Source organism: Desulfotignum balticum DSM 7044 (assembly GCF_000421285.1).
Classification (GTDB): Bacteria; Desulfobacterota; Desulfobacteria; order Desulfobacterales; family Desulfobacteraceae; genus Desulfotignum; species Desulfotignum balticum.
This window is the reverse complement of the sequence record NZ_ATWO01000001.1, coordinates 4235354-4257073: the sequence shown is the minus strand read 5'-3', so window position 1 is coordinate 4257073 and position 21720 is coordinate 4235354. Positions and strand designations below refer to the sequence as shown.

General features: G+C 57.0%; 22 protein-coding genes. 3 read left to right on the top strand and 19 right to left on the bottom strand.

Going from position 1 to position 21720, the window contains the following annotated elements; translation table 11 throughout:
- Positions 1-209: 209 nt before the first annotated feature.
- Entirely contained in the window at positions 210-980 is a 771-nt protein-coding gene (locus K365_RS0121345) for an IclR family transcriptional regulator (protein WP_084489956.1), read from the bottom strand.
- Positions 981-1208: 228 nt separating this feature from the next.
- On the opposite strand from K365_RS0121345, the gene K365_RS26075 reads away from it, so the two are divergent.
- Positions 1209-2135 (top strand): molybdate transporter family protein, encoded by a 927-nt coding sequence (locus tag K365_RS26075; protein ID WP_245569233.1) that lies wholly within the window; start codon positions 1209-1211, stop codon positions 2133-2135.
- Positions 2136-2148: 13 nt separating this feature from the next.
- Positions 2149-2409, top strand: a complete 261-nt coding sequence (locus tag K365_RS28905) for a hypothetical protein (protein WP_353740167.1) — start codon at positions 2149-2151, stop codon at positions 2407-2409.
- A gap of 58 nt (positions 2410-2467) precedes the next feature.
- Here K365_RS28905 and K365_RS0121335 read toward each other — a convergent pair whose 3' ends face one another.
- Positions 2468-3034: a flavodoxin family protein gene (locus K365_RS0121335; protein ID WP_024336223.1), complete on the bottom strand. Its 567-nt coding sequence runs from the start codon at positions 3032-3034 to the stop codon at positions 2468-2470.
- A 127-nt stretch (positions 3035-3161) separates the two neighbouring features.
- On the opposite strand from K365_RS0121335, the gene K365_RS0121330 reads away from it, so the two are divergent.
- Positions 3162-4016 carry a LysR substrate-binding domain-containing protein gene (locus K365_RS0121330; RefSeq protein WP_029725671.1) on the top strand — a complete coding sequence of 285 codons (855 nt, stop codon included), beginning with the start codon at positions 3162-3164 and terminating at the stop codon, positions 4014-4016.
- A 54-nt stretch (positions 4017-4070) separates the two neighbouring features.
- Here the strand turns inward: K365_RS0121330 and K365_RS0121325 are convergent, their stop codons facing one another.
- The 17 genes from K365_RS0121325 to K365_RS0121245 all read right to left on the bottom strand — a co-directional run bounded on the left by K365_RS0121325 (position 4071) and on the right by K365_RS0121245 (position 21641).
- Positions 4071-4328: a glutaredoxin family protein gene (locus K365_RS0121325; RefSeq protein WP_024336221.1), complete on the bottom strand. Its 258-nt coding sequence runs from the start codon at positions 4326-4328 to the stop codon at positions 4071-4073.
- 66 nt (positions 4329-4394) lie between these two features.
- On the bottom strand, positions 4395-4799 hold the full coding sequence (locus K365_RS0121320) for a hypothetical protein (RefSeq protein WP_024336220.1): 405 nt from the start codon (positions 4797-4799) through the stop codon (positions 4395-4397).
- Complete coding sequence (locus K365_RS0121315; protein WP_024336219.1) at positions 4792-7233, bottom strand: multiheme c-type cytochrome; 2442 nt, start codon at positions 7231-7233, stop codon at positions 4792-4794. The genes K365_RS0121320 and K365_RS0121315 overlap by 8 nt, the downstream gene beginning before the upstream one ends.
- 5 nt (positions 7234-7238) lie before the next feature.
- Positions 7239-8975 carry a radical SAM protein gene (locus K365_RS0121310; protein WP_024336218.1) on the bottom strand — a complete coding sequence of 579 codons (1737 nt, stop codon included), beginning with the start codon at positions 8973-8975 and terminating at the stop codon, positions 7239-7241.
- Positions 8972-9643 (bottom strand): class I SAM-dependent methyltransferase, encoded by a 672-nt coding sequence (locus K365_RS0121305; protein WP_024336217.1) that lies wholly within the window; start codon positions 9641-9643, stop codon positions 8972-8974. Before K365_RS0121305 ends, K365_RS0121310 begins: the two co-directional genes overlap by 4 nt.
- A 36-nt stretch (positions 9644-9679) precedes the next feature.
- Positions 9680-10834 (bottom strand): hypothetical protein, encoded by a 1155-nt coding sequence (locus tag K365_RS0121300; RefSeq protein ID WP_024336216.1) that lies wholly within the window; start codon positions 10832-10834, stop codon positions 9680-9682.
- On the bottom strand, positions 10831-11850 hold the full coding sequence (locus K365_RS0121295) for a radical SAM protein (protein ID WP_024336215.1): 1020 nt from the start codon (positions 11848-11850) through the stop codon (positions 10831-10833). Before K365_RS0121295 ends, K365_RS0121300 begins: the two co-directional genes overlap by 4 nt.
- Positions 11847-12692 (bottom strand): ABC transporter ATP-binding protein, encoded by an 846-nt coding sequence (locus K365_RS0121290; RefSeq protein WP_024336214.1) that lies wholly within the window; start codon positions 12690-12692, stop codon positions 11847-11849. Before K365_RS0121290 ends, K365_RS0121295 begins: the two co-directional genes overlap by 4 nt.
- Positions 12682-13701, bottom strand: a complete 1020-nt coding sequence (locus K365_RS0121285) for a FecCD family ABC transporter permease (protein WP_024336213.1) — start codon at positions 13699-13701, stop codon at positions 12682-12684. Before K365_RS0121285 ends, K365_RS0121290 begins: the two co-directional genes overlap by 11 nt.
- The gene (locus K365_RS0121280) at positions 13698-14753 is read right to left on the bottom strand and encodes an ABC transporter substrate-binding protein (protein WP_024336212.1); all 1056 of its coding nucleotides are present in this window, start codon (positions 14751-14753) and stop codon (positions 13698-13700) included. The genes K365_RS0121285 and K365_RS0121280 overlap by 4 nt, the downstream gene beginning before the upstream one ends.
- Positions 14753-15586, bottom strand: a complete 834-nt coding sequence (locus K365_RS0121275; RefSeq protein ID WP_024336211.1) for a class I SAM-dependent methyltransferase — start codon at positions 15584-15586, stop codon at positions 14753-14755. The genes K365_RS0121280 and K365_RS0121275 overlap by 1 nt, the downstream gene beginning before the upstream one ends.
- A gap of 57 nt (positions 15587-15643) precedes the next feature.
- Positions 15644-16411, bottom strand: coding sequence for an ABC transporter ATP-binding protein (locus K365_RS0121270; protein ID WP_024336210.1), 768 nt, complete (start codon positions 16409-16411; stop codon positions 15644-15646).
- Position 16412: 1 nt separating this feature from the next.
- On the bottom strand, positions 16413-17417 hold the full coding sequence (locus tag K365_RS0121265) for a FecCD family ABC transporter permease (RefSeq protein WP_245569231.1): 1005 nt from the start codon (positions 17415-17417) through the stop codon (positions 16413-16415).
- Positions 17418-17468: 51 nt separating this feature from the next.
- Positions 17469-18668, bottom strand: a complete 1200-nt coding sequence (locus K365_RS0121260; RefSeq protein WP_024336208.1) for an ABC transporter substrate-binding protein — start codon at positions 18666-18668, stop codon at positions 17469-17471.
- Positions 18665-19486 carry an ABC transporter ATP-binding protein gene (locus tag K365_RS0121255; RefSeq protein ID WP_024336207.1) on the bottom strand — a complete coding sequence of 274 codons (822 nt, stop codon included), beginning with the start codon at positions 19484-19486 and terminating at the stop codon, positions 18665-18667. The genes K365_RS0121260 and K365_RS0121255 overlap by 4 nt, the downstream gene beginning before the upstream one ends.
- A gap of 3 nt (positions 19487-19489) precedes the next feature.
- The gene (locus K365_RS0121250) at positions 19490-20467 is read right to left on the bottom strand and encodes a FecCD family ABC transporter permease (RefSeq protein ID WP_024336206.1); all 978 of its coding nucleotides are present in this window, start codon (positions 20465-20467) and stop codon (positions 19490-19492) included.
- A 61-nt stretch (positions 20468-20528) separates the two neighbouring features.
- Positions 20529-21641, bottom strand: a complete 1113-nt coding sequence (locus K365_RS0121245) for an ABC transporter substrate-binding protein (RefSeq protein ID WP_024336205.1) — start codon at positions 21639-21641, stop codon at positions 20529-20531.
- Positions 21642-21720: the final 79 nt, after the last annotated feature.

Below are 21720 nucleotides of genomic sequence, written 5' to 3'. Positions count from 1 at the left end.
CTCCCATTGATTGTTGGTTTTCAGATCATTTCGGTGTTGTCCTTTTCTTCTTGGCTCAGTGCTCATATAAATGGCGACGTAATTCATGTATGAGAACTAAGTTTGTATATATGAATTAAACAGAAAAGTATTGATTTGTCAATAGAAAAATAGACGATTCAGTGAGAAATAATTTTTTTAGTATAAATTACTGAAATATATGAATAATTTTATATTAGTAAGTGGTTTTTTGGGTTATGTCCCAGCAGTTTTGAAAATTGTGCCGTGATTTGCTTTAAAATCGTTTCGTATCGATTTTCTTTTTCCGGCGTGAGGCTGGCAGTGAGCACGGAAATGGATATGGAGGCAACTGCACGGCCATTATGGTTGAAAACCGGTGCGGCAATGGCGGTGATCCCTTCCCGGTAACCGTCCCGGTTATAGGCCAGGCCGATTTTTCGGATCTGTTTCAATTCAGCCAGCAGATGGCTCCGGTCAGTGACTGTTTGACGGGTCACAGGTGTGAGCGGGACGGACTGAAGATATTGATCGATCTCATGGTCTGAATAATATGCCAGCAGGGCTTTTCCCACCGCTGAAGCGTATAAGGGAAACCGGGTGCCGATCTGAGTGGAGGGCATGATCGGTTGAATACAGTCTTCTTTGTAGACCAGCAGGGCTTCCAGGCCGACCGGTATGGCCAGTGCCCCGGATTCACCGGTTTCACGGCTGAGGCAACTGATCATGGGACGGCCCTGTCCCACCACATCCTGGTTGTCCAGATATCCGCCGGCAAGGATCAGCACCTGGGGGCCCAGCACAAATCGCTTGGTCAGCCTGTCCTGCAGCAGGTATTCCCGGTTAGTCATATCGGTCAGAATGGATGAAAGGCTGCTTTTTGGAATGTTGAGACGGTCTGAGATCTCCTTTTGGTTCAGTCCTTCTTTATGACCGCACACTGTCTCCAGAATTTCCATTACCCGAACTGCTGACTTGACCATGACCCTACCTGTATCATTTGTATTAATATTATGTCTTATGTTCAGTTAGTTAAAATATCATGGGGGGGGCAAATGTCAAAATAAATGTGCTTTCTGTGGTTTTTTTCATCGTCCTGACGATCCTATTCAGAGGATAAAGCATTTTTTTTTGCTTTATCCGCAGCAACAGGTGTGATACTAAGGCGAAAAATATGGGGTTTTCAACGGTTAGATCTGAAAAGGAAATCAATGAATCAGCAAATCGTGTTCAACCGGATGGAAGTGGCCGGATCCCTGGGGGATCTGGGCACGCTGCTGCCCATTGCCATCGCCATGGTGCTGCTCAACGGGCTGAGCCCCACGGGCGTGTTTCTGGGAATCGGTGTTTTTTACATCCTGTCGGGACTGTATTTCGGCCTGACCGTGCCCGTGCAGCCCATGAAGGTCATCGGGGCCTATGCCATTGCCACGGCCATGGCCCCGGAGCAGATTCTGGCCTCCTGCCTGCTCATGGGGATTTTTCTGCTCATCGCGGGACTTACCGGAGCGATTGACCTGATCGCTAAAATTACCCCTAAACCTGTGATCCGGGGGGTTCAGCTGTCCACCGGGGCACTGCTCATGTCCGGAGGGATCAAATTCATGATGGGCACCTCCACGTTTCAGATCATGGAAAATGCTGTGGAACCGTACCTGGCCTTTCAGATTTTAGGGCCTTTGCCCATCAGCCTGGTGATCGGGTGCATTGGCGCGGTGATCACCCTGCTGCTTCTGGACAGCCGGCGGTTTCCGGCCGGACTGGTGGTGGTGGCAGGCGGTGGGGCCATGGGTCTGATTCTGGGGGCGAGATTGGACATCGGATTCAACGATATCGGCATGAATCTGCCGGAATGGCTGCCGGCCGGGCTTCCGGGAAAAGTGGATTTCATATTTGCCCTGTTCGCCCTTGTGCTGCCCCAGCTGCCCATGACCCTGGGCAATGCGGTTCTGGCTTACACGGATCTGTCAAAGGAATATTTCAGGGAACAGTCGGCAAAGGTTAACAACCGGCGGGTCAGCGTGAGCATGGCCCTGGCCAATTTTTTCAGTTTTTTTGTGGGGGGCATGCCCATGTGCCACGGGGCCGGGGGGGCTGGCCGCCCATTACCGGTTCGGGGCCCGCACCGCCGGTTCTAACCTGATCATCGGGATGGTGTTTGCCCTCATGGCCATCCTTTTGGGCAGCCATATCATCAATGTACTGAATCTGCTGCCTATGTCTATTCTGGGAGTTCTGCTGGTGTTTGCCGGATCCCAGCTGGCCCTGACTGTCATGGATCTCAACACCCGCAAGGAGTATTTCACCGCCACCCTGATCCTGGGGATCACCCTGGCCTCCAACCTGGCGGCCGGGTTCATTGCCGGCCTGGTGGTGGCCCGGCTGCTGAAGTGGGACAAATTGTCGGTGTGAGTGACCAGGTCGAAATCACAGCTGACGGGTCAGAAAATCACTGGTTTTGACCTCAACGTCAGGACACGATTTTCCTGCAAAATTCCACCGCTTTCTGACGAATGGCATCATCCATGGCATCGGGGGTGGTGCAGGAACCGATAAACAATGTCCCCGCATTGACCGCCTTATGGTATTTCTGCATCCGTCCGAAGGCATCGATCATGCCTTCTGCATTTTCATCAAATCCCCCGGCACCCGTGGCAACCAGTGCCTGGCGCTGTCCTTCTACCAGAGAAGCATGATCAGGCTGGTTCGCATTGGCATAAAGACTGTATGTCCGGTCAATCACCGCTTTTATTTGGGCTGAGAATCCCCAGAAATAAAGTGGAGAGCTGAAAATGGTCAATTGTGAACCAACCACTTTTTTCAAGACGTCAGGCATATCATCCTTTTGAATGCATCCTGTGAGCTCAGATTTTTCCTTGCACTTGCCGCAACCCATGCACCCTTTTAAATTTTTTGAATGCAGATAAATGCGCTCAACGTCATGACCAAGCGTCTGAAGTTCTTCTTCCACCCAGGTCAGGACTCTGGCGGTGTTTCCTTTCTTTCTGGCACTTCCTTCTAAAATGACGACGTTCATTTGAATCTCCTTAATTAAATTACTCCATACATCAATTACCTGTTGTTGTCGGCGGATAGTTTATGTATGGTTAAAATATTTGTCAAATGAATGGTTTTGATATTAACGATTAAAAATTATGATGATTATGAATTTGCAGATCGATTACCTGAGAACCTTTATCGCCCTGGTTGAGGCAAAAAACTTTACAAAAACCGGTGCCCTGGTCAACCTGTCCCAGTCTGCGGTCAGCATGCAGATCAAGCGGCTTGAAACCGAGGTGGGTAAAAAGCTGTTCCACAGAATCGGCAAAACCGTTAAATTGACCGGTGAGGGGAATATCCTGATCAACTATGCCATGCGTATTATCAGGGAACATGACGAGGCTGTGGCAGCCCTGTCAAAACCAAACCTGGAAGGAATTATCCGTTTTGGGTCTCCTGAACATTACACAGCCGGAGTTCTCCCGGATCTGCTGGCCCGTTTTTCCCGTTCTTATCCCGATGTGACGGTAAAGATGCGCTGTGAAAATTCAGATGTGATCAAAGACAGCGTGGACAAAGGGGACCTGGATCTCGGAATCTGCACCCAGATCAGTGAAGGCGGGCAGATCATTGCCCACGACCCCGTGGTATGGGTGATGGCGCCGGGATTTGTGATTCAGCCTCACAAACCCCTTTCTCTGGCCGCCTTTGAAGAGGACTGCATTTTCAGAACCTGGGCAGTGGCGGCCCTGGAAAAGGCTGAAATCGATTACAGGATCGTATATGTCACCAGAAGTATTTCCGGGCTTCTAAGTGCGGTCAAAGCAGGGTTTGCCATTGCACCCGTCATTCAGAGCAATGTGCCGGATGACCTTAAAATTGCCGGCATTGAAGAGGGTCTCCCAATATTGCCGGTTTCTAACATTGCTCTTCACAGGACTAAAAAGAAATCATCGGAAATCATCGATTGCTTCTCCGAGCATTTGATCAACTCATTCAGGAAAAAGACGGATAACTGACAGGAAGTTGTTTTTTGTCAATCAGAGACGAACAGCATTGTTTGAATGTCTATATCAAATTGGCACGCCTATGGCCCTCAGATCAGAGAGCAGCGTCAGTTCGTTATAAAACCGGCCTTCCCGCCATTTGCCGTTGTATGCCAGGGTGGGTACGACCCAGTCGTCTCCGCCGTTGACCTGGATGATTTTTTCAATGACGTCTTCGGGCTGGTCTTCGATCTCCATATAGGTGAATGCAATGCCGTGCTTTTTTAAAAATTCGACGGTCTTTGTGCAGTGCGGACACCAGGCAGCCGCATAAACAGTTAACATGTGAACCTCGTAAAAATTATTGTTTGCGTGGAGTATACTTTTTTTCCCGGCCGGATTCAATGCCGGTCAGAACAAGCGCAGATGCCGGATATGTTTGGGCGCATGGGCAAAAAAAGCGGCCAGCACAAAGGCGGTCAGCATGGCCGGAGCTACCGGAAGCCATCCGTGAATGGCCATTGCCATGAGCACCAGCTTGACCAGGGTGGTCAGGCCGGCCGGTTCCCGGAGCAGCTGCCGGTGGCGCAGCATTTCCGTGGTCATGAGCAGCACACCCGTGACACCAACCAGCACCAGATACATCCGGGGCAGGTCCGGCCGTCCGGGCAGCAGAAACACGGCCAGAAACACGGCCGCCCCCACCTGGTGGAGGGCCCGGATGAAAATGGAGGTCATCCAGATCCAGTAGGGGCGGTCAGCGGTTTTTCCCAGCCGGGTTTCCGGGCGGCGGCGGGTCTTTTTTTTATCACTCATGCCGGTCTCTTTGGTTGTTGCGTTGATGGCCCTGGGTTGTCCGAGTCTGTCCCGGTCCTTTGTCGAAAGTTTTGAAAAGAAAATATACCAACAGTCCGGTTGTGGCAACCGCAAAAATACCATGGATCACTGAAATCAGGAACAGGACACTGCTGTCGAAAGGCGTGCGTATCCATAAAAACATGCCCGTGATCACCGCGCCGGCCCCGGAAAGGTGGAACCCAACAGAGATCCCCTGGTTTCGGACCCGGGTGTGAACCAGATAAAAATACCCGGCCGCCGCAATGAGTGCCGACAACGGCCCCAGCCAGGGCGCCATGGCCGCAAGTGTCTGGGTCACTGACCGTAAAAATCCGGTATCCATGATCAGCAGGGTGTGGGCAAAGATAAAACAGATGAACACACAGAAGCCTGCGGCGGTCAGCCTGGAGATACCTTTGTCATGGGGTCTGGACGGGCTGACAAACAGCAGCCGGATGCCAGCGAACAGGATCAGCAGCACCCCTGCCCCCAGGGCCCATGGGCGGGTTTTCAGAAACAGGCCAAAAAGGCAGTTGAGCGGCTCAACAGACTCCGGCAGCCCCATGAACCGGGCCGTGGACACGGTCACCGGCCGGCCGTCATCCCCGAAATAATCAATCACCACGGGCCCGCTGAACATATGGGCATCTTTGGCATGGCAGTCCGTGCACCCGCCGCTGCCCAAAGCCTGGTTTGCCGGGGCCACGTTGTGGCTGATGGAATAAAACGGGAGCCGGCTGACCCAGGTGGTGTCCGGCTGGACCACCAGATCTCTTCTGTCTTGTGGTTTCGGGCCGGAATCGGATACAGAACCGGATTTTGTATCAGATGCCGGTGCGGTCTCGTCCGCAGAGCCGGCTGCCAGAAAATAGAGGTTACCGCCCGTGTGAAATACCGGATTCACCTTAGAAAACCGCTGGTTTCCGGCCAGGGTTTCTGTCAGGGTTTCCAGCATGGTCACAATGTCGTCTCTGCGGTGAAAATCATACGGGATTTCCCGGTCACTCATCTGATCTTTACACCGCTCATAAGCGGTTTCCACCTCGGACAGAAACAGCGGGTAATAGATGCCGTCCTCATCCAGGTTGGTGAACAGCGTATTGAGCATGGGGTTCACCGGGGTGATCCTCGGGATCCCATCTTTGTCTTTGGCCCGGATGATGTAGGCGGGTTTCCAGGTATCAGGAGTGCCGAACCGGCGGGTATCTCCCTGCCCGTATTTGCCGAACATCCCGGTGTTCAGGAACATGGCGCCGCCGGCCGTGCGGTGCAGCACCGGGATATGGCAGGCCTCGCAGGACAGCTTGTCCAGGTGGTCTTTTCGAATGGTGTCATGCCGCATCTGGGTGGCGCCTCTGTACCCTTCGGTATGGCAGTCCCGGCAGGAACGCATGGAATTGTCCAGTTCCGGGGCCACCTGGTTGTCCATGGCATTGCCCTTGGCGAAATTGTGGCGGATGTCCCCGGTATGGCAGTCGATACAGGTGAGTCCGGCCAGGTGATGGACATCCGGGTTCAGGGGATCGGCCCAGGAGTTCCCCCGTTTGCCCAGCTCGATGGATTCATGGCAGATCAGGCAGTTTTTTGCCTCCGGCCGGAACACCATGTCCGGCAGATAAAAGGTGCCGTCCTCATTGAACAGCCGCTTGTTGTACACCACTTCAGGCACCTCTCCTTCACTGACCCGGCCGTGCACCTGGCCGATACCGGCGGCGGCCACCCCGGCCCATTTGAAGTTCAGGTACTTGATTTGGGTGATCCTTTTCTGGATATGGTACCGGCTGCCGTGGCAGAAAAAGCAGTCCGGCTCGATCACCCCGGTTTTGTCCCAGCGGCTCTGGTAATAGTCCCCGTCCAGGGTGCCGGCCAGTTCCGGATTGTCGGCCAGGCGGCGGTCATAGCGCTGCCCGTCCCGGTCAAATTCCAGCAGGCCCCCGCCGGCATGGCACCCGGCGCACCCGGGTTTCTGATATCCGCCTTTGGATTCCGGCACCCTTGCCACAAAATCAAACGCACTCAGATCGATCTGATCCGGATGGGTGTTGTGCTTTTTGGCCAGCTGGAAAAACCCGTAGGTGATGAGATTTCCAGTCAGGCCCGTGGAAACCAGCCAGGGGGTGTCCGTGCCGGCAAACTTTGTGTCGCTGGCCTTGTCCCAGTCCATCATGAAATGGTAGCCTTTGGAGATGGTGTCCACATCATGGCAGGCCCCGCAGGTCTGGCGGGTGGAAAAGGGCTGGTCCGCATTTTCGCCGGTCATGGGGTTGATGATCGCACCGGTATCGGTCCGCAGATAAAACGGCGGACAGGTATCCGTGACCGCGGATGCGGCCGGTGCAAAAACCAGGACGCCCAGCATCAGAATCAGGCAGGCGGTCCGGCGCAACGATTTTTTGTCAGAAATGGAAGTCATCGGTATCATACCCGGTAAAAGGAACGGTTGGCTTTCTGGGCGTTAAACGGGTGCTTGTAAAAGGTCCGGTAAAACCGGTCGGCTTCTTTTTCCATGTCAAAGCAGAATATATCCGGATGCAGGATATTGGCAATGTGCATCAATCCCAGGATCCACCGGGGGCTGCCAAAGTCCCACAAAGGAAAATGGTCATAAATTCTGTGTTGGATCACTGCATTCACCCGGATGTCGTGGGAGATACAGTATTCATGGAAATCAGACACGGGACAGGACAGAAATCCGGAGATAAAAATGATGTCCGGATTGAACGCCATGAGTTCTTCCCGGGTGATGGTGACACCGGGTTTGCCTTTACGGGTGAGCTGCCGGTTGACGCAAATGCCGCCGGCCGCCTCCACCAGGTGGGTTTCAAACCGTTCCGCGTTCAGGGCGAACAACGGATAGCCCATGGCGTAATAGACCTTTGGGCGGGTCACGTCCCGGGTTCTGGACCGGATGTCCGCCAGGGTTTTTTCGATGAACTGCCTGAGAAGGGTTCCAGCCTTGGTGCACCCGGTGGGGACGGCCAGCCGGTCAATGATCTCTCCATAGGCATCCGGTAACTGGACCAGGTCATGAAATGCCTTGAGGTACTGGGTGTCCATGAGGTCCCGCCACAGCCGGGACACGGAAGAAGGGTCATCCGCACCGATGCAGACCAGGATGGCATGCAGCATTTCCAGGGCCCGGGTCGTCCGGTACCCGCCGAAAAATCCTTGTTCATCAAATCTTTGGGATGCCAGGGTGCCGGTGATATCCGGCCGGGTGCCGCATTCACACATGGCATCCGGGCGGACGTCTACAATTCGGGCGCCCATGGGCCCGAAGAACTCCCGGGTGATCACGGTCCTTCCGCAGTCAGGACAACGGGTGTCCAGCTGGTCGCTGCCCGGGGCATTGAACAGGTACACATAAGAAAGATGGGTTTCCAGGTCCCGGCACAGCGCCCGGGATTCCCTGATGGTAGGTTCCAGGGCGATGTCCGCCTCCCCAAACGGGACAAACCGCATCACCTGGAAAGGGATGTTCTGGGACAGGGATGCAGTGAATTCAGCAATTTGCCGGACCTCGTTTTCATGTCCCTTGAGGTGGACCACGGCCACTTCCACATGGATGTCCGAGGCGGCCAGGGTTTCAAGGTTCCTGAAAACCGGGGCGCAGGACGGGACCCCGCAGAACCGGTAGGCCGGGTCCGTGGCCCCCTTGAATCCGATGTTCACAAAATCGGTATACGGGATCAGGGCGGCCAGGGCAGTGTCACTCATGTACCCGTTGGTGGAGAAACCCACCAGCAGCCCTTTTTCCCTGGCTTTTTGCGCCAAATCCAGAAAAGAGAAAAAAGACACGGTCGGGTCGTTGATGCAGAACGCGATCCCTTTGCACTGTTCCTTTTGGGCCAGATCGATCACCTTTTCAGGGGGCATCCGGCGCAGGGCGCCCGCCAGGGTATCTGATTCCATGGTCAGGATTTCCGAGATGCAGCCAGGACACGTGAAATTGCACCCTATAGTGGACACCTGCAAAAATTTGTGCCTGGGGTAGAAATGCAGGGCCGGCATGGTTTCGATGGAGATGGGAAACAGGGTGGAATAGCTGTGGGGATAGTGCTCCATAATGCGGTTGTCCCGGCAGGTCATCATCCGGCACCGGCCGGAGCCCCCTTCCGGAATTTGGCAGTGGATGTCGCAGATGCTGCATTTCATGACGGGACGTCCTTGTGTATGTGAATCCAGAACCCGATCTCGGACTGGGTCAGGGTATACCGGCTGGCATCGGAGCTGTCCAGGTGGTCCAGGATCCGCCGGGTGGTTTCCGGGCTGCGGCGCTGCCGGACTTTTTCAGCCCATTGATCGTTTTTTTCAGCCATCTGGCGGAAAATCCGGTTTTTGATCTCCTCGTTTCCAAATCCGGCCCCGATATGGGTTTTGCCCCCGGGCGCAAGCACCCGGAAAATCTCGTTGAATGCCCCGGTGAGGTCCTCCCAGAAAAACATGGATCCCCGGGAGACGATGAGATCGGCAAAATTGTTTTCAAACGGCAAGTTGCAGACATCGGACTGGACAGCCGTGATCCGTTGTTCCAGGCCGGCCGCTCTGATGTTGGCACAGGCGATGGCATGGCTGTGGGGAGATTTGTCCACGGCATGGATCAACAGGTCCGTCACCTTTGCCAGGCTGATGGACAGGGCCGCCGGGCCGGACCCCAGATCGATGCAGGTGCCTGTGGTGATGCCGTGGATGGATGCGATCTGTTCGGCCATGACCGGGTAGATGGGGGTAAACACGGTTTGGGTGATATTGTCCATCATCCGGGCGGCTTCCCGGTCATCCTGGTCATTGGTATAGGGATTGTCAGGCAAGTTGTTGGACATGGGGGTCTCCTGTGAATATTCGGTTAATTTTTGTCATCATTTGTCTTCCCGGTGCACCACGGCCATGCACCCCTGGTTGAACAGGTTTCTGGCAAAACACTCAATGCTGATGTCCACGCCGAAAGCCATGTGCATGAACATGCTCCGGTTTCCCACGGCAATGCTTTTCCCCGGAAAATTCAAGCCCAGGGTGTGGCCGGGAACCGCATCCATATACCCGGAGAACGGAAATTTGATGGCATCGGCATCCTTGTCGAATGACCGGAATCCGGCCGGATAGGCAAAAGGCTGGTGCCGGCCCGTGGACAGGGTCAGGTAGAAGGCATCCCCGGGCTCGTAGCAGAACCAGTCCACCCCGTTTTGAACCATATAACGGGATTCGGGGAAAAACGATTCCCCCACCCCTTCCACCAGTATCAAAGCGATTTTATGGGTGGATAGATGAGCGCGGATGAGGGGCTTGATCTCCCGCAGGTCAGTCACTGGACCAAAGGGGGAAACCACGGGTACCTGAAAATTGTTGGCCGGGATATGGACGGGTTTGCGCAGGGTGGTGCCCATGGTCTTGAACGCCTGCCCCTCCCTGGCCACGGCCAGAAAATCCGGCATCAGCCGGGGGTCCTGGAGAATTTCCAGGTCCGGCTGGGCTGCCTGGAACAGATCGATCCATTCCTGTCTGGGAACGATCCTTTCCAGGGTATCCAGGGAATTCAAAAATTCCATGTCCCTGGGGCTGGGATGATGGATCCCGCAGTACCGGGCCGACCAGTTGGAGGACACGGCCAGGCCGTCCAGGCCGGACAGGTCCATGTCCCCGGCCAGGGGGATCATGTTCCCGGTGCCCACGATCACGGGGGTAAATCCGCTTAGTTCCACAAACCGGTCGGCTTCTGCCATGGCAGCGGCAAACAGGCGCTCCCGTTCCGTTTCCGAATGGTTGAAATGCCGGTCAGAAAAAAACTGCTGCACATAACTCAGGCACACCAGGTCCGGGTCATAGTGGGAGATAAGATCCAGGGCCGTATCCGTCACCCACTGGTTGGCCTGTTCATCCACATCCCCGGGATAGGGGTGCCGGGACAGCACCCCGGCCGCCATCTCTGCCACGGGTGCATCGCTTTTCCGGGGCTGCCCGGTTTCCAGATCAAACCGGTTCTGCCATTCCCTTGCATCGATCACTGCCAGGCTCATGATATGGCCTCCCATGATACGGATTGTTTTTCATTCCAGGCCACCCGGGTCCCCAGGATGGGGATAGGGGTGCCGCATTCCGGGCAGGTGTTGTCCGGGGCCAGGAATTCATCCAGCCGGTCCCCGGAACAGCCCAGGCTGAACCGCTTGATCACCGTGTGGCCGCAGTTTGGGCACTGAGTGTTCACCCACCTGGAGCCTACGAAATTGTGAAAATAGATATAGGGCAGCAGTTTACGGGAGGTTTCCAGGGCCTGGTCCATGCGGTCGATGTTGGGATACAGCGATTCCTTCATATCGTGCTCGGGCAGAAGCCGGAACACGTGCCAGGGAATGTCCGGCCGGATGTCATGGATGAATTGGGCGATATCGAACAGCTCATGGTCATTGACATCCTCGATCACGGGAGAGGCGATCTCCACATGGCAGGTTTGGGCAAACATCCGGATATTGCGCAGGATGGGGGTCATGTCCGGAATCCCCACAAACTCCCGGTAAAACGCATTGGAAAACCCCTTGAGCCCGATGTGCACAAACGAGAAGATCTCCATCATCATCCGGGTGGCGGATTCCGTGGTATATCCGTTGGTCAGGCATCCCATGGGAATGTCTTCTTTCCGGGCATAATGACTGACCCGTTCCAGGCTGGGCAGGGACACGGCCGGCTCGTTCACGTTGAACACGATGTTGTGGCATCCCATCTTCTTTGCCATGGCCACCAGCCGGTCGGCAGGAATGGTATACATCACCTCCTGGAGATCGGCCGGATCCCTGCACGCGATGAACCCGTTGGAACAGTACCGGCACCGGAAATTGCACCCGGCCGTGCCGATGATCAGGGACCGGGAGCCGGGATAGGCATGGTAAAACGGCACGGACTCGATCCGGGAAGGATTGTAGGTGCACCACTGGTCCGGAAAGCGCTCCAAGACCCACCCGTTTTCTTCCATGTACATGCCGCAGAAGCTGCGGCCGTTAGTCAGATCACATGTTCGTTCACAAAATTGGCATTTCATACGACCCTCTTTTCCTGATGGGTTGTCAAAGGTTTGACCGAAGAATACTCCGGCCGGTCGGTTGCGGGATCCAAGCTTGCGGGAACCGCCACCCGGACCCCGCCGGTGGTGACATCCAGGCGGATGTTGTCTCCCAGCACCTGTGTCAGCACGTCACCGGTCAGGGTATCGGCGGTTTTTCCGGCGGCCGCCACCCGGCCCTGGTGAATCAGCACCACATCATCGCAGTAATGGCAGGTGAGATTGGGATCATGCAGGGTGATGATCACGGTCATTTTCCGGTTGGCGGCCAGTTTGCGCATCAGGGCCATGATCCGGTGTTGGTTGGTGAAATCCAGGTGGGCCGTGGGTTCGTCCAGCAGCATGATGGGGGTTTCCTGGAACAGGGCCCGGGCCAGCATCACCAGCTGGCGCTCCCCGCCGGAAATGGCATTGAATGCCTGGGTTGCCAGGTGATCGATCCCTACCTCTGCCATGGCGGAAAGCGCCTGTTCCTGCTCTTTTCTGGACGGGGCGGCCCAGGCCCGGATCCTGGCGGCGCCCGCCACCAGCACCATGTCCCGGCAGGAAAAGGAAAACGGGGAAAAATTACCCTGGGGGACCACACTGATGATCTGTGCGATTCGGTGCCGGGCCATCCGGGTGATCTCCTGCCCCATGATCCGGATCTTTCCTTTCAGCGGCGGCAGCACATGGTTGATGCACCGGAGCAGCGTGGTTTTGCCGGACCCGTTCCGGCCCATGACCGAGCAGATCCGGCCGGGATCAGCGGTCATATGGATCCCGGAGATGACCGGTGTGCTGCCGTATCGGGCGGAAAGGTTTTGAATCTCAAGTGTCATGGGACATTCGTGCCTTTCCCGCGTGAATCACCAGGTATCCCAGAAACGGGGCCCCAAAAATGGAGGTGACAATGCTGATGGGGATTTCCGACAGCATGACGCTTCTTGCCACGCTGTCCATGACCATGAGAAACAATCCGCCCAGAAACGCGCTCATGGGAATCAGCCGGGTGTGCTCCGGTCCCACCAGATACCGGGCGATGTGCGGGACGATCAGCCCGATCCAGGCCACGGTGCCGGCAGCTGCCACGGCCGCGGCCACCATCAGGGTGCTGACCAGCACATAGAAGATCCGCCAGCGCATCACCGGAATCCCTAAAGACAGGGCATCTTCCTCTCCCTGGGTCATGATGTTCAGCCGCCAGGAAAACAAAATCAGCAGGGTGATGCCGGGCACCAGCACGGGCAGGGTGGCCTGGATCTTGGCCCAGGATGCGGTGTGAAAACTGCCCATGGTCCAGAAGATGATCTGGGCCAGCTGGTCGTAAGGGTTGGCCAGGTACATGATAAAAGACAGCCCGGCCTGGAACATGGCGGAAATCACGATGCCGGAAATCACCAGCACGGACGGGGACCGGTCCCGGCTCAAGGATGCCAGAATATAAGCCAGGGTCACGGCCGTGATCCCGAAGACAAACGCGCTGGCCTGAATTACCAGCGCGGCAGGCACCAGAAACATGATGGCCAGGGCCGCGCCGAACCCGGCCCCGGCCGTGACCCCTAAGATATCGGGGGCGGCCAGGGGATTCCTGAAAAGGGCCTGGAACACGGCCCCGGCCGCTGAAATTCCGGCCCCGGCCAGCATGGCCAGGAGCACCCGGGGCACCCGGATGTTCCAGAAAATCATCATGGGATCGGCCAGGCTCCCGGATGCGGCGCTGTCCATGCCCAGTCCGGCCAGGAGCAGTCGGATCACCTGTGCCGGATGGATGGGATACCGCCCGATACACAGGCAGGCAAACAGGCCGAAGACAAAAGCGGCGCCCAGGATGACCCACCGGCATTTCACGGCAGCTGCCCTCCTAAATCTTCAAAGGAATATCCCATGAACCGGGAATAGAAATCGTTGGCTGTCTGCGTCAGGTCCAGATCTTCAAACAGGTGCGGATACAGGGTTTTGGCCGTCCACACCACCCCGAGCACACAGTGGGGGGCTGGATAGTCCCACCATCCGATGTTGGAGGGAAAGGTATAGACCTGCCGGTTTTTGATGGCGCTCACGGTCTGGAACTGGGGAAGGGTGAAAATTTTGTCTTTGCCGTACACATCCAGGTAAGACCCCAGAAAAATCACCTGGGGATCCCATTGGGCGATCTGCTCCGGGGACACATCGGCCCAGAACCCTTCCAGGTCCTGGGCCACATTCCGGGCCCCGGCCCTTGCCAGGATTCCGGTCTGCAGCATATTGCCCGTGGCCACGGAATATACGCTGCGCGGACCGGCAAACAGGACCTGCACCGGAGTATCTACCTTGTTTTCCAGGCGGGCCGCCACCTCGTCCAGCAGCGCTTTGCACGCCGTGATGTAGGTCTGGCCCGCATCCGGGCATCCCAGTACATCCGCCATCAGCCTTACCGCTTCAAAGCTTTCCTCAAAAGTTTCGCCTCTGACCGCCACCACGGGGATGCCGGCATTTTCAAACTGGGCCAGTTCAGACCGGTCCATGGAGGCATAGGAAAAAATCACCTGGGGGGCCAGGCTCACCAGGCCTTCGATATTGTAGCCGTGCCCCTGGATCAGCCCGGGAAGGGCGGCAAATGCCGGGTCGACGGCGGCCAAGGCCTTTGCCTCCATGCCGTAGATGCTTTTTTCCACCAGCAGGTGCTGCCGGTTCAGGGCGTATACGATTTTTCCCCCGAAATGGTGCAGGGCCGCAATCCGTTCCGGATTTGCCGGAAAGGTCACCTCCCTGCCCAGCTGGTCAATGATGGTGCGCATGGGAAGGTCGGGTGTTGCCGGACCGCAGCTGCTCATGCCGGCGGCCAGAAAAAGGCCGGCCCCCAGGTACAGGCCAAGGGAAAGTACCTTGAGGAACCGGGAAAAAAAGGATCGCTGTGTCATCAGATGTCCCAGTAAAGCAATGCGGACCGGTTGCCTGCCGGCCAGACATAACTGCCGTCCGGCTGCCGGGTCAGGTGTCTGGCCAGCAGTTCCCATAAAAAGACATCATGCTCAGCCGTGTCTTCCAGGTCCAGCCGGATTTTGATATCCGCCATGGCGGCTTCAAAGGAATCGCTGGTCCAGGCCGGCCAGGTCCCGTCCGCTTCCATGATCACATCCGGGTAGATATCCATGCCCAGCAGGATGTTGTAGGCGATCTGGAAATTGGGGCTGTCATAGGGCTGGCCCCAGACGTGCGTTGCTGCCTTTGCCATGAGCGAGTCGGCAAACGGGGCCCGCATCACCAGGATGCAGCACTTTCTTGCGGTGTCACACATTCGGGTCACAAACAAAGGAAAATCCGCAATCCCGTACATGGAATGGGAGGCCAGGATAAAATCATGGGGCCCCGGGTCGTCTTCAGGCCACGCACCGGTAAACACGTCGATATTGGTGATCTTCATCTCATGGATCTTTTCTTTGAGCACAGCCTGCATGGCTTTGGAAGGGTCCAGGGCCGTGATTTTTTCGGCATAGGGAGCGGCCAGCACCGACCATTTGCCCGTGCCGGCCCCGATGTCCAGAAGAGACGATCCCGGGTGGGCCATGAGCTTGTCTAAGAGAAACTGCCGGGAAGAATCCGGTCTGGCCCACCGCTGGTCCACTTTTTTGTCGTAATCTTTGGCTTTGTCCCGCCAGCTGTCTTCCTTGTCAGGCTGTTTTTTTGAAAATGCCCGGGATTGAATCTCTGAGAGTTCTTTCCACAATCTTATCCAGTCGGTCAATTTTTCCATGGGTCTCCTGTGAACCGGATCCTGTTTCAGATCCGGGTTTTTTGGCTTGTTTCATGTTTATACGGCCCTGACAAAGGGCCCTTTTTTCGTGGAAATCACTTCCACATCTCCCCCGTAAGTCCGGGTGAGCTGCGCCCGGGTCAGTGTCTGTGCCACCGTGCCGGCCGCCACCAGTTCCCCTTTTTTCATGAGCAGGACCTGGTCCGCGACAGCCGCGGCGGCATTGGGATCATGGGTGGTGAATACCACGGTTCGGCCCTGATTTGCGATGGTTTTCATCAATACCAGCATCTGCCGGGAGTTGATCAGGTCCAGGTGGGAGCAGGGCTCGTCCAGCAGCAGGATGTCCGGCTCCTGGGCCAGGGACCGGGCCATGTTCACCAGCTGTTTTTCCCCGCTGCTCAGCCGGGTCACGGCATGGCCGGCCATGTGGGTCATGCCCACGGTGGAAAGGGCTGTTGCCGCAGCACTCCGGTCCTTGTCGCCGGGAATGGTCAGCAGGCCCAGGTGGGGGGCCCGGCCGAGCAGCACATATTCGTCCACCCGCAGGTCAAAGGGCGGGGTATCGTTCTGGGATACCATGCCCATGAGCTGCTTGCGCCGGGTTCGGGAATATTTGCGAGCCGGTCTGCCGAAAAAAAAGATCTCACCGGTGTCCGGTTCAAACAACCCGAGCAGCAGGTGCAGCAGGGTGGTTTTTCCCACGCCGTTGGCCCCCAGCACGGCCGTGATGGTGCCGGCGGAAAGCGTGAGATCCAGGTGGGAGATCACGGGATCCTTTTCATAGGAAAAACACAGGTTCTGGAGAGAAACAGCTGCGGTCATGTCACTTTCTCCCCAGCAGCATCGGGCGGGTCAACAACAGGATCAAAAACAGTCCGGCCCCGATAAATGAGGTCAGAATCCCCAGGGGAATTTCCCCGGAAAACAGCGTGCGGGAGGCATTGTCGCACAGCAGCAGAAAAATGCCTCCCAGCATCAGTGAACACGGCAGGGCCTTCTGGGCGTCGGACCCCACCAGGCGCCGGGCGATGTGGGGGATGATCAGGCCCACCCATCCCACCTGTCCGGCTTTGCACACCACGGCGGATGTGGCAATGACCGCTGTGAGCAGCAGTACAATCCGTTCTCTGGACGCATCCGCCACCAGGGAAAAAATGGTTTCATCCTGCATGGACAACAGATTCAGGCGCCACCGGAACAGCCAGATGACGATCAGGCAGGGAATGCACACAGCCAGGGTCTGGAGGGTATCGGTCCAGGTGATGCCCCACAGCCCGCCCAGAAGCCAGAAGGTCAGTTCCGGCAGTTCCCGCAACGGATCTGCCAGGTATTTGAGCAGGCCCGTGCCGGCGGCAAACAGGGCGGACACGGCAATGCCGGCCAGGATCAGCCGCAGGATCCAGTCCCCGAACCGGATCCGCACGGCCATGATCCAGGAAAACCCCAGGCCCAGCACTGCGAACAGGGCTGCACTGCCCTGGATAGCAGCCACGGATCCCCCTAGCAGCACAATGCCCAGAGAGGCCCCGAAGGCGGCCCCGCCGGACACGCCCAGAAATCCGGCATCCACGATGGGGTTGCGGAAAATCATCTGAAACACCATGCCGGAAGCCGCCAGCACCATGCCCGTGACAAAGGCGCTCAAAATCCGGGGAATTCGGATCTGCCAGACCACCTGCTGCACCAGGTCCTGGGTCATGAGATCAGACAGGCCCGTGACATAGGGGGCGGGGAACCGACCCAGAAACACGGAACCGGCCAGCAGCGACAGGGCCGCCGCCAGCATGACAACACCGGTTTTCCTGATTTTCAGCCGTTTCGTTTTCATCTGCCCCATTTCATCCATCCCATTCCAACGTATTCATCTTTCACTCATTCATCACAGGGGGTCCGGCATCAGCCGGGCGGCAATGGTTTTGGGGGTAAGGCCGTACATCTGTGAATAAAATGCCGCAACGGTCCGAAACATGTCCAGGTCTGCAAATCTGTCCGGATACGTTTGTTTTGCCATCCACAACGCCCCCAGAATCCACCGGGGACTGGCGGAATCCCATCCGAAAATGTCCTGGGGGAACAGGTGGAGTTCGTCTTGTTTCACGGCGCACAAAGAGGCCCACTTGGGATCCTGGTACAAAGAATCCAGCACGTCAGTGCCTTTGAGCTGGTACCACACAATGAGAAAAATTTTTTCCGGATCCCAGGCCGCGATCTGCTCGAATCCCGTGATCTGCCAGCCGTCTCGGACGGAAGTGCCGGTTGTCCAGACAGGATTGCCGCCGGAAATAACAGCCTGCTGTGTCTGGATCCACCCCGGGGCCGGCACGTTCAGGGCCTGTTTGCTGCCCCGGTTGCTGTATTCCAGGACCAGGACCCGGGGCCTGGACGGGTCAGGTACGGGTGTCACGGCCTGTTGAATCCGTGCCAGATTGTCCGTGTAAAACTGCACAATGGTGTCGGCCCGGCGTTCCTCTCCGAGCACTTTTCCCAGGTTCCGGATATCGGAAAGAAACATGTCCGGAGTTTCCGCCCCCACATGCATTACCGGAATGCCTAAGGCTTTCAGGGTCCGGGCCGCCTGTCCCTCCACCGTGGATTTGGTGATCACCAGGTCCGGTGCCAGGGCGGCCACGCTCTCCGGGCCGGGATTGGCTGCCAGGGTCTGTTTCAGGGACAGGTCCGGGTCGATCAGTTCCAGGAATTCATCTGTCACCTGACCCCGGACTTCAAATCCCGCCAGCCGGTCCCTTGCCTGGTCAAACATGTAAAACATGTGCAGCGGAATGAACGGGGCCGCCCCGATCACCACCACCCGGGCCGCCGGTTGGTCAAGGGTCACAAAGATGCCTGCGGCATCGGTCACTTCAATCGGAGTGGCAGCGGCCCGGGCCGGGAAAAATGCCGGCAGAACCAGGCATGCCGCCAGAAACGCCCCCAGGCAGACCGCAGCGGTCAAGGCCGGGAAACACCGGCGGAAAACTCCGGGTGCGGCATCAGCGATACGGATGGCAGGGGAATGGATTCTGGGCGGATGAATGGCGGCCGGATAAAGCAATTGCCGGATACTGGCCTGACAGGTCATGATACCTCCTTGGCAGGGACAGGGCGGTTGATTTCTTGCAGCACCGGGATACAGATTTTCCGGTTCACCTTTTTTTCCATGGTCACCACCCGGATATGGATCCCGTAGGTGTCATACAGCACGGATTCGCACAGGGTGTCATCGGGATTGCCCAGGGCCAGAAGCCGGCCGTTTTTGAGGATCCCCACCTGGTGGGCCGTCAAAAAAGCGTGGTCCGGAAAATGGGAGGCCATGAGAATGGTGATGCCGTCTTGGGCCAGGCGGTTGACAATCTCCAGGATCTTGACCTGGTTGCCGATATCCAGGTGGGAGCAGGGTTCATCCAGGAGCAGTACGTGGGGGGAATGGGTCAGGGCCCGGGCGATGAGCACCTGCTGCCATTCCCCGCCGGACAGCTGGTGGCAGGGCCGCAGGGCCAGATGCTGGATTCCCATGCGTTCCAGGGCTGCCATGGCCAGGTCCCGGTCTTTTTTGGAGGGCGAGGCGGTCATGCGGATCTGTGACGCCCGGCCCATGATCACGATTTCCGCCACAGTAAAGGGAAACGCGGACACCAGGGACTGGGGAACAAATCCCAGTTTTGACGCGATCCGGCTGGCACTCAACCCGTTCAGATCCTGTCCGTCCACGGCCACCCGGCCGGCTTTGGGGGTGAGCACCTGCATGATGCATTTGAGCAGCGTGGATTTGCCGGAACCGTTGGGTCCCAGCAGGCAGAACACCTGGCCCGGTGCCAGGGAAAGGTTGATGCCCGAAAAAATCGGTTCCGATTCCGTGTACCCGAAGGCAAGCCCCGTGATGTCAACGCTGCCGTGCATGCCTCACACGGCCTTCTGGGTTTTTCGAAGCAGCAGGGCAAACACCGGGGCCCCGAAAATGGCGGTGAGAATGCCGATGGGGATTTCCGTGGTCAAGGCGGTCCGGGCGATGGTATCCACGGCCACCAGGTAGGCGGCCCCGATCACAAGGGAGATGGGCAGCAGAAATTTATGGTCCGGCCCCACAATGAGCCGTCCGATGTGGGGAATCATGATGCCGATCCACCCGATGATGCCGCTGATGCACACGGCCGATGCCGTGGCAATGGTGGCGCATACAATGATGGTCAGTTTCAGGGCTTCGGTGTTGACCCCCAGGGTCCGGGCATCCTCATCCCCCATGGCCAGCAGGTTGATGCGCCACCGGATCGCGAGCAGCACGGAAATGCACACGATGAACACGGGGGCCGTGATCAGGATGTCCCTGAACGACACATGGTTGAGGGATCCCAGCAGCCAGAACACGATGGCCGGCATCTTGTTCATGGGATCGGCAATGTATTTGAGAAAAGAGGTCAATGCGGAAAACAAAGATCCCACCACGATGCCGGACAGCACCAGCATCAGCACGGGGGTCATTTTGTACACCCGGGACAGGGCATAGGCCATGCCCACGGCGGCCAGGCCGAACACAAACGAGGTGAGATGGATCAGCCAGATGTTGTCGAACAGCAGAATGGCCAGGGCGGCCCCGAATCCGGCGCCGGCCGCCACCCCCAGGATATGGGGGCTGACCAGGGGATTCTGGAACACCCCCTGGAAGGACGCCCCGGAAACGGCCAAAGCCCCGCCCACCATCATGCCGGCCAGAATCCGGGGGAGCCGCACATCCACAATCACGGAAGACAGGGTGTCGGATATATCTGGCGCCAGGGGAATCACCGGGGACAGCAGAATTTTCAGGGTCTGGACAAATGAGATGTCCACCCGGCCGCTTCCTAAGGAAAAGATCATCACCAGGACCAGCAGGCCTATGAACACTTTGATCCACGCATTCGGAGAAATGCTGCCAGGCAGTGCCTGGATATGAAACCGTTGATTTTTAATGTCTGGCCCCTTTCATGATCCGGGTTTCATAGGTGCCGGCAAGAATATGAGTCACCTGGTCATCGGTCAGGTCAAAGTCAAACACCTCCCCGTAGAATTCCCTGATCAGACAGGGGATGCACACATCGGCAAATCGTTGTGGATACGCAATCCCGGCCAGCCACAACGGAAAAATGGCAGCGGACTCCGCCGTGGGCCGGTTGAAAATGAACACCCCGGCCGGCTGGGGATACACCTGCCGGTTCTGAACCGCTTTGATCTGCTGCCACCGGGGATCGGCATACACATCATCCGGGGTGCCGTAATTGATGATCAGAATATCGGGATTCCAGTCCAGGACCTGCTCCATGGACACTTCTCCTAAGCCGGAATGCAGACCGGTGCGCTGGCCGACGGTGGTCACGCTTTCGGCGGCGTTCAGGCATCCGGCAATCTCGATGCGTTCCTGCATGAAAGTGTCCCCCCCCAGGGTCACCAGGTGGCTGGGGTTGTACCCCTGGAACACTTTTTTGCGCTGATCTTCGGGGATATCCCGGGTCCGTTCCAGAACCATGGCGGTGAACCGCTCCAGATAGGCCACATACCGTTCGGCACGATCCGGTGTGTTGAACACAACCCCGTAAAACCGGACCTCTTTTTTGATATCTTCCAGTCCTTCGCCCATGCTGTCTTCCAGAAATGCCACAGGGATCCGGGTCTTTTCCAGGACAATGCCGCCGTCAATGTCCCCGGCAATGGCAATGTCCGGATCTGCTTTGATGAGCTCCTCAATGTTGATGGACCCGGAAGTGGCGCGGGGACCGGGCAGGTTTGCAATTTGAGGAAAAAACATCTTGACCAGTTCGGACATTTTCAGGGTTTTGGTGACGGCGCACAGCTGGTCTTCAACCCCCAGGATAAATGCAATCTGGCCGGTGGGGCCGCCTAAAAGGGCGATTCGCTCCAGCGGGTCTGCCACCTCAAAGGTCCGGCCCTTCATGTCCGTGATGGTGCGGGCGTTTCCCTGCACGGGGGCCTGTTTTTTTTTCTGCCCGGCCGTATAGATACTGAACAGAAAGATCAGGCAGGCCACACAGATAACCGGCCACAACAGTTTTTTAAAGGTCATGATGTTTCAGTTCTTTCAGACAGACAGGGCGGCAGAAGCCGGAATTGCCCGGTATGTCACTGCCGCCCTGTCAGGGTTG

Bases quoted from the DNA above. Each gene is read 5' to 3' on its own strand.
- K365_RS0121280 (WP_024336212.1), bottom strand. From the start codon at position 14,753: ATGACACAGCGATCCTTTTTTTCCCGGTTCCTCAAGGTACTTTCCCTT.
- K365_RS0121255 (WP_024336207.1), bottom strand. From the start codon at position 19,486: ATGCACGGCAGCGTTGACATCACGGGGCTTGCCTTCGGGTACACGGAA.
- K365_RS0121345 (WP_084489956.1), bottom strand. From the start codon at position 980: ATGGTCAAGTCAGCAGTTCGGGTAATGGAAATTCTGGAGACAGTGTGC.
- K365_RS0121305 (WP_024336217.1), bottom strand. From the start codon at position 9,643: ATGTCCAACAACTTGCCTGACAATCCCTATACCAATGACCAGGATGAC.
- K365_RS0121330 (WP_029725671.1), top strand. From the start codon at position 3,162: ATGAATTTGCAGATCGATTACCTGAGAACCTTTATCGCCCTGGTTGAG.
- K365_RS0121295 (WP_024336215.1), bottom strand. From the start codon at position 11,850: ATGAAATGCCAATTTTGTGAACGAACATGTGATCTGACTAACGGCCGC.
- K365_RS26075 (WP_245569233.1), top strand. From the start codon at position 1,209: ATGAATCAGCAAATCGTGTTCAACCGGATGGAAGTGGCCGGATCCCTG.
- K365_RS0121335 (WP_024336223.1), bottom strand. From the start codon at position 3,034: ATGAACGTCGTCATTTTAGAAGGAAGTGCCAGAAAGAAAGGAAACACC.
- K365_RS28905 (WP_353740167.1), top strand. From the start codon at position 2,149: ATGGTGTTTGCCCTCATGGCCATCCTTTTGGGCAGCCATATCATCAAT.
- K365_RS0121300 (WP_024336216.1), bottom strand. From the start codon at position 10,834: ATGAGCCTGGCAGTGATCGATGCAAGGGAATGGCAGAACCGGTTTGAT.
- K365_RS0121325 (WP_024336221.1), bottom strand. From the start codon at position 4,328: ATGTTAACTGTTTATGCGGCTGCCTGGTGTCCGCACTGCACAAAGACC.
- K365_RS0121320 (WP_024336220.1), bottom strand. From the start codon at position 4,799: ATGAGTGATAAAAAAAAGACCCGCCGCCGCCCGGAAACCCGGCTGGGA.
- K365_RS0121290 (WP_024336214.1), bottom strand. From the start codon at position 12,692: ATGACACTTGAGATTCAAAACCTTTCCGCCCGATACGGCAGCACACCG.
- K365_RS0121270 (WP_024336210.1), bottom strand. From the start codon at position 16,411: ATGACCGCAGCTGTTTCTCTCCAGAACCTGTGTTTTTCCTATGAAAAG.
- K365_RS0121245 (WP_024336205.1), bottom strand. From the start codon at position 21,641: ATGACCTTTAAAAAACTGTTGTGGCCGGTTATCTGTGTGGCCTGCCTG.
- K365_RS0121260 (WP_024336208.1), bottom strand. From the start codon at position 18,668: ATGACCTGTCAGGCCAGTATCCGGCAATTGCTTTATCCGGCCGCCATT.
- K365_RS0121315 (WP_024336219.1), bottom strand. From the start codon at position 7,233: ATGACTTCCATTTCTGACAAAAAATCGTTGCGCCGGACCGCCTGCCTG.
- K365_RS0121275 (WP_024336211.1), bottom strand. From the start codon at position 15,586: ATGGAAAAATTGACCGACTGGATAAGATTGTGGAAAGAACTCTCAGAG.
- K365_RS0121265 (WP_245569231.1), bottom strand. From the start codon at position 17,417: ATGAAAACGAAACGGCTGAAAATCAGGAAAACCGGTGTTGTCATGCTG.
- K365_RS0121310 (WP_024336218.1), bottom strand. From the start codon at position 8,975: ATGAAATGCAGCATCTGCGACATCCACTGCCAAATTCCGGAAGGGGGC.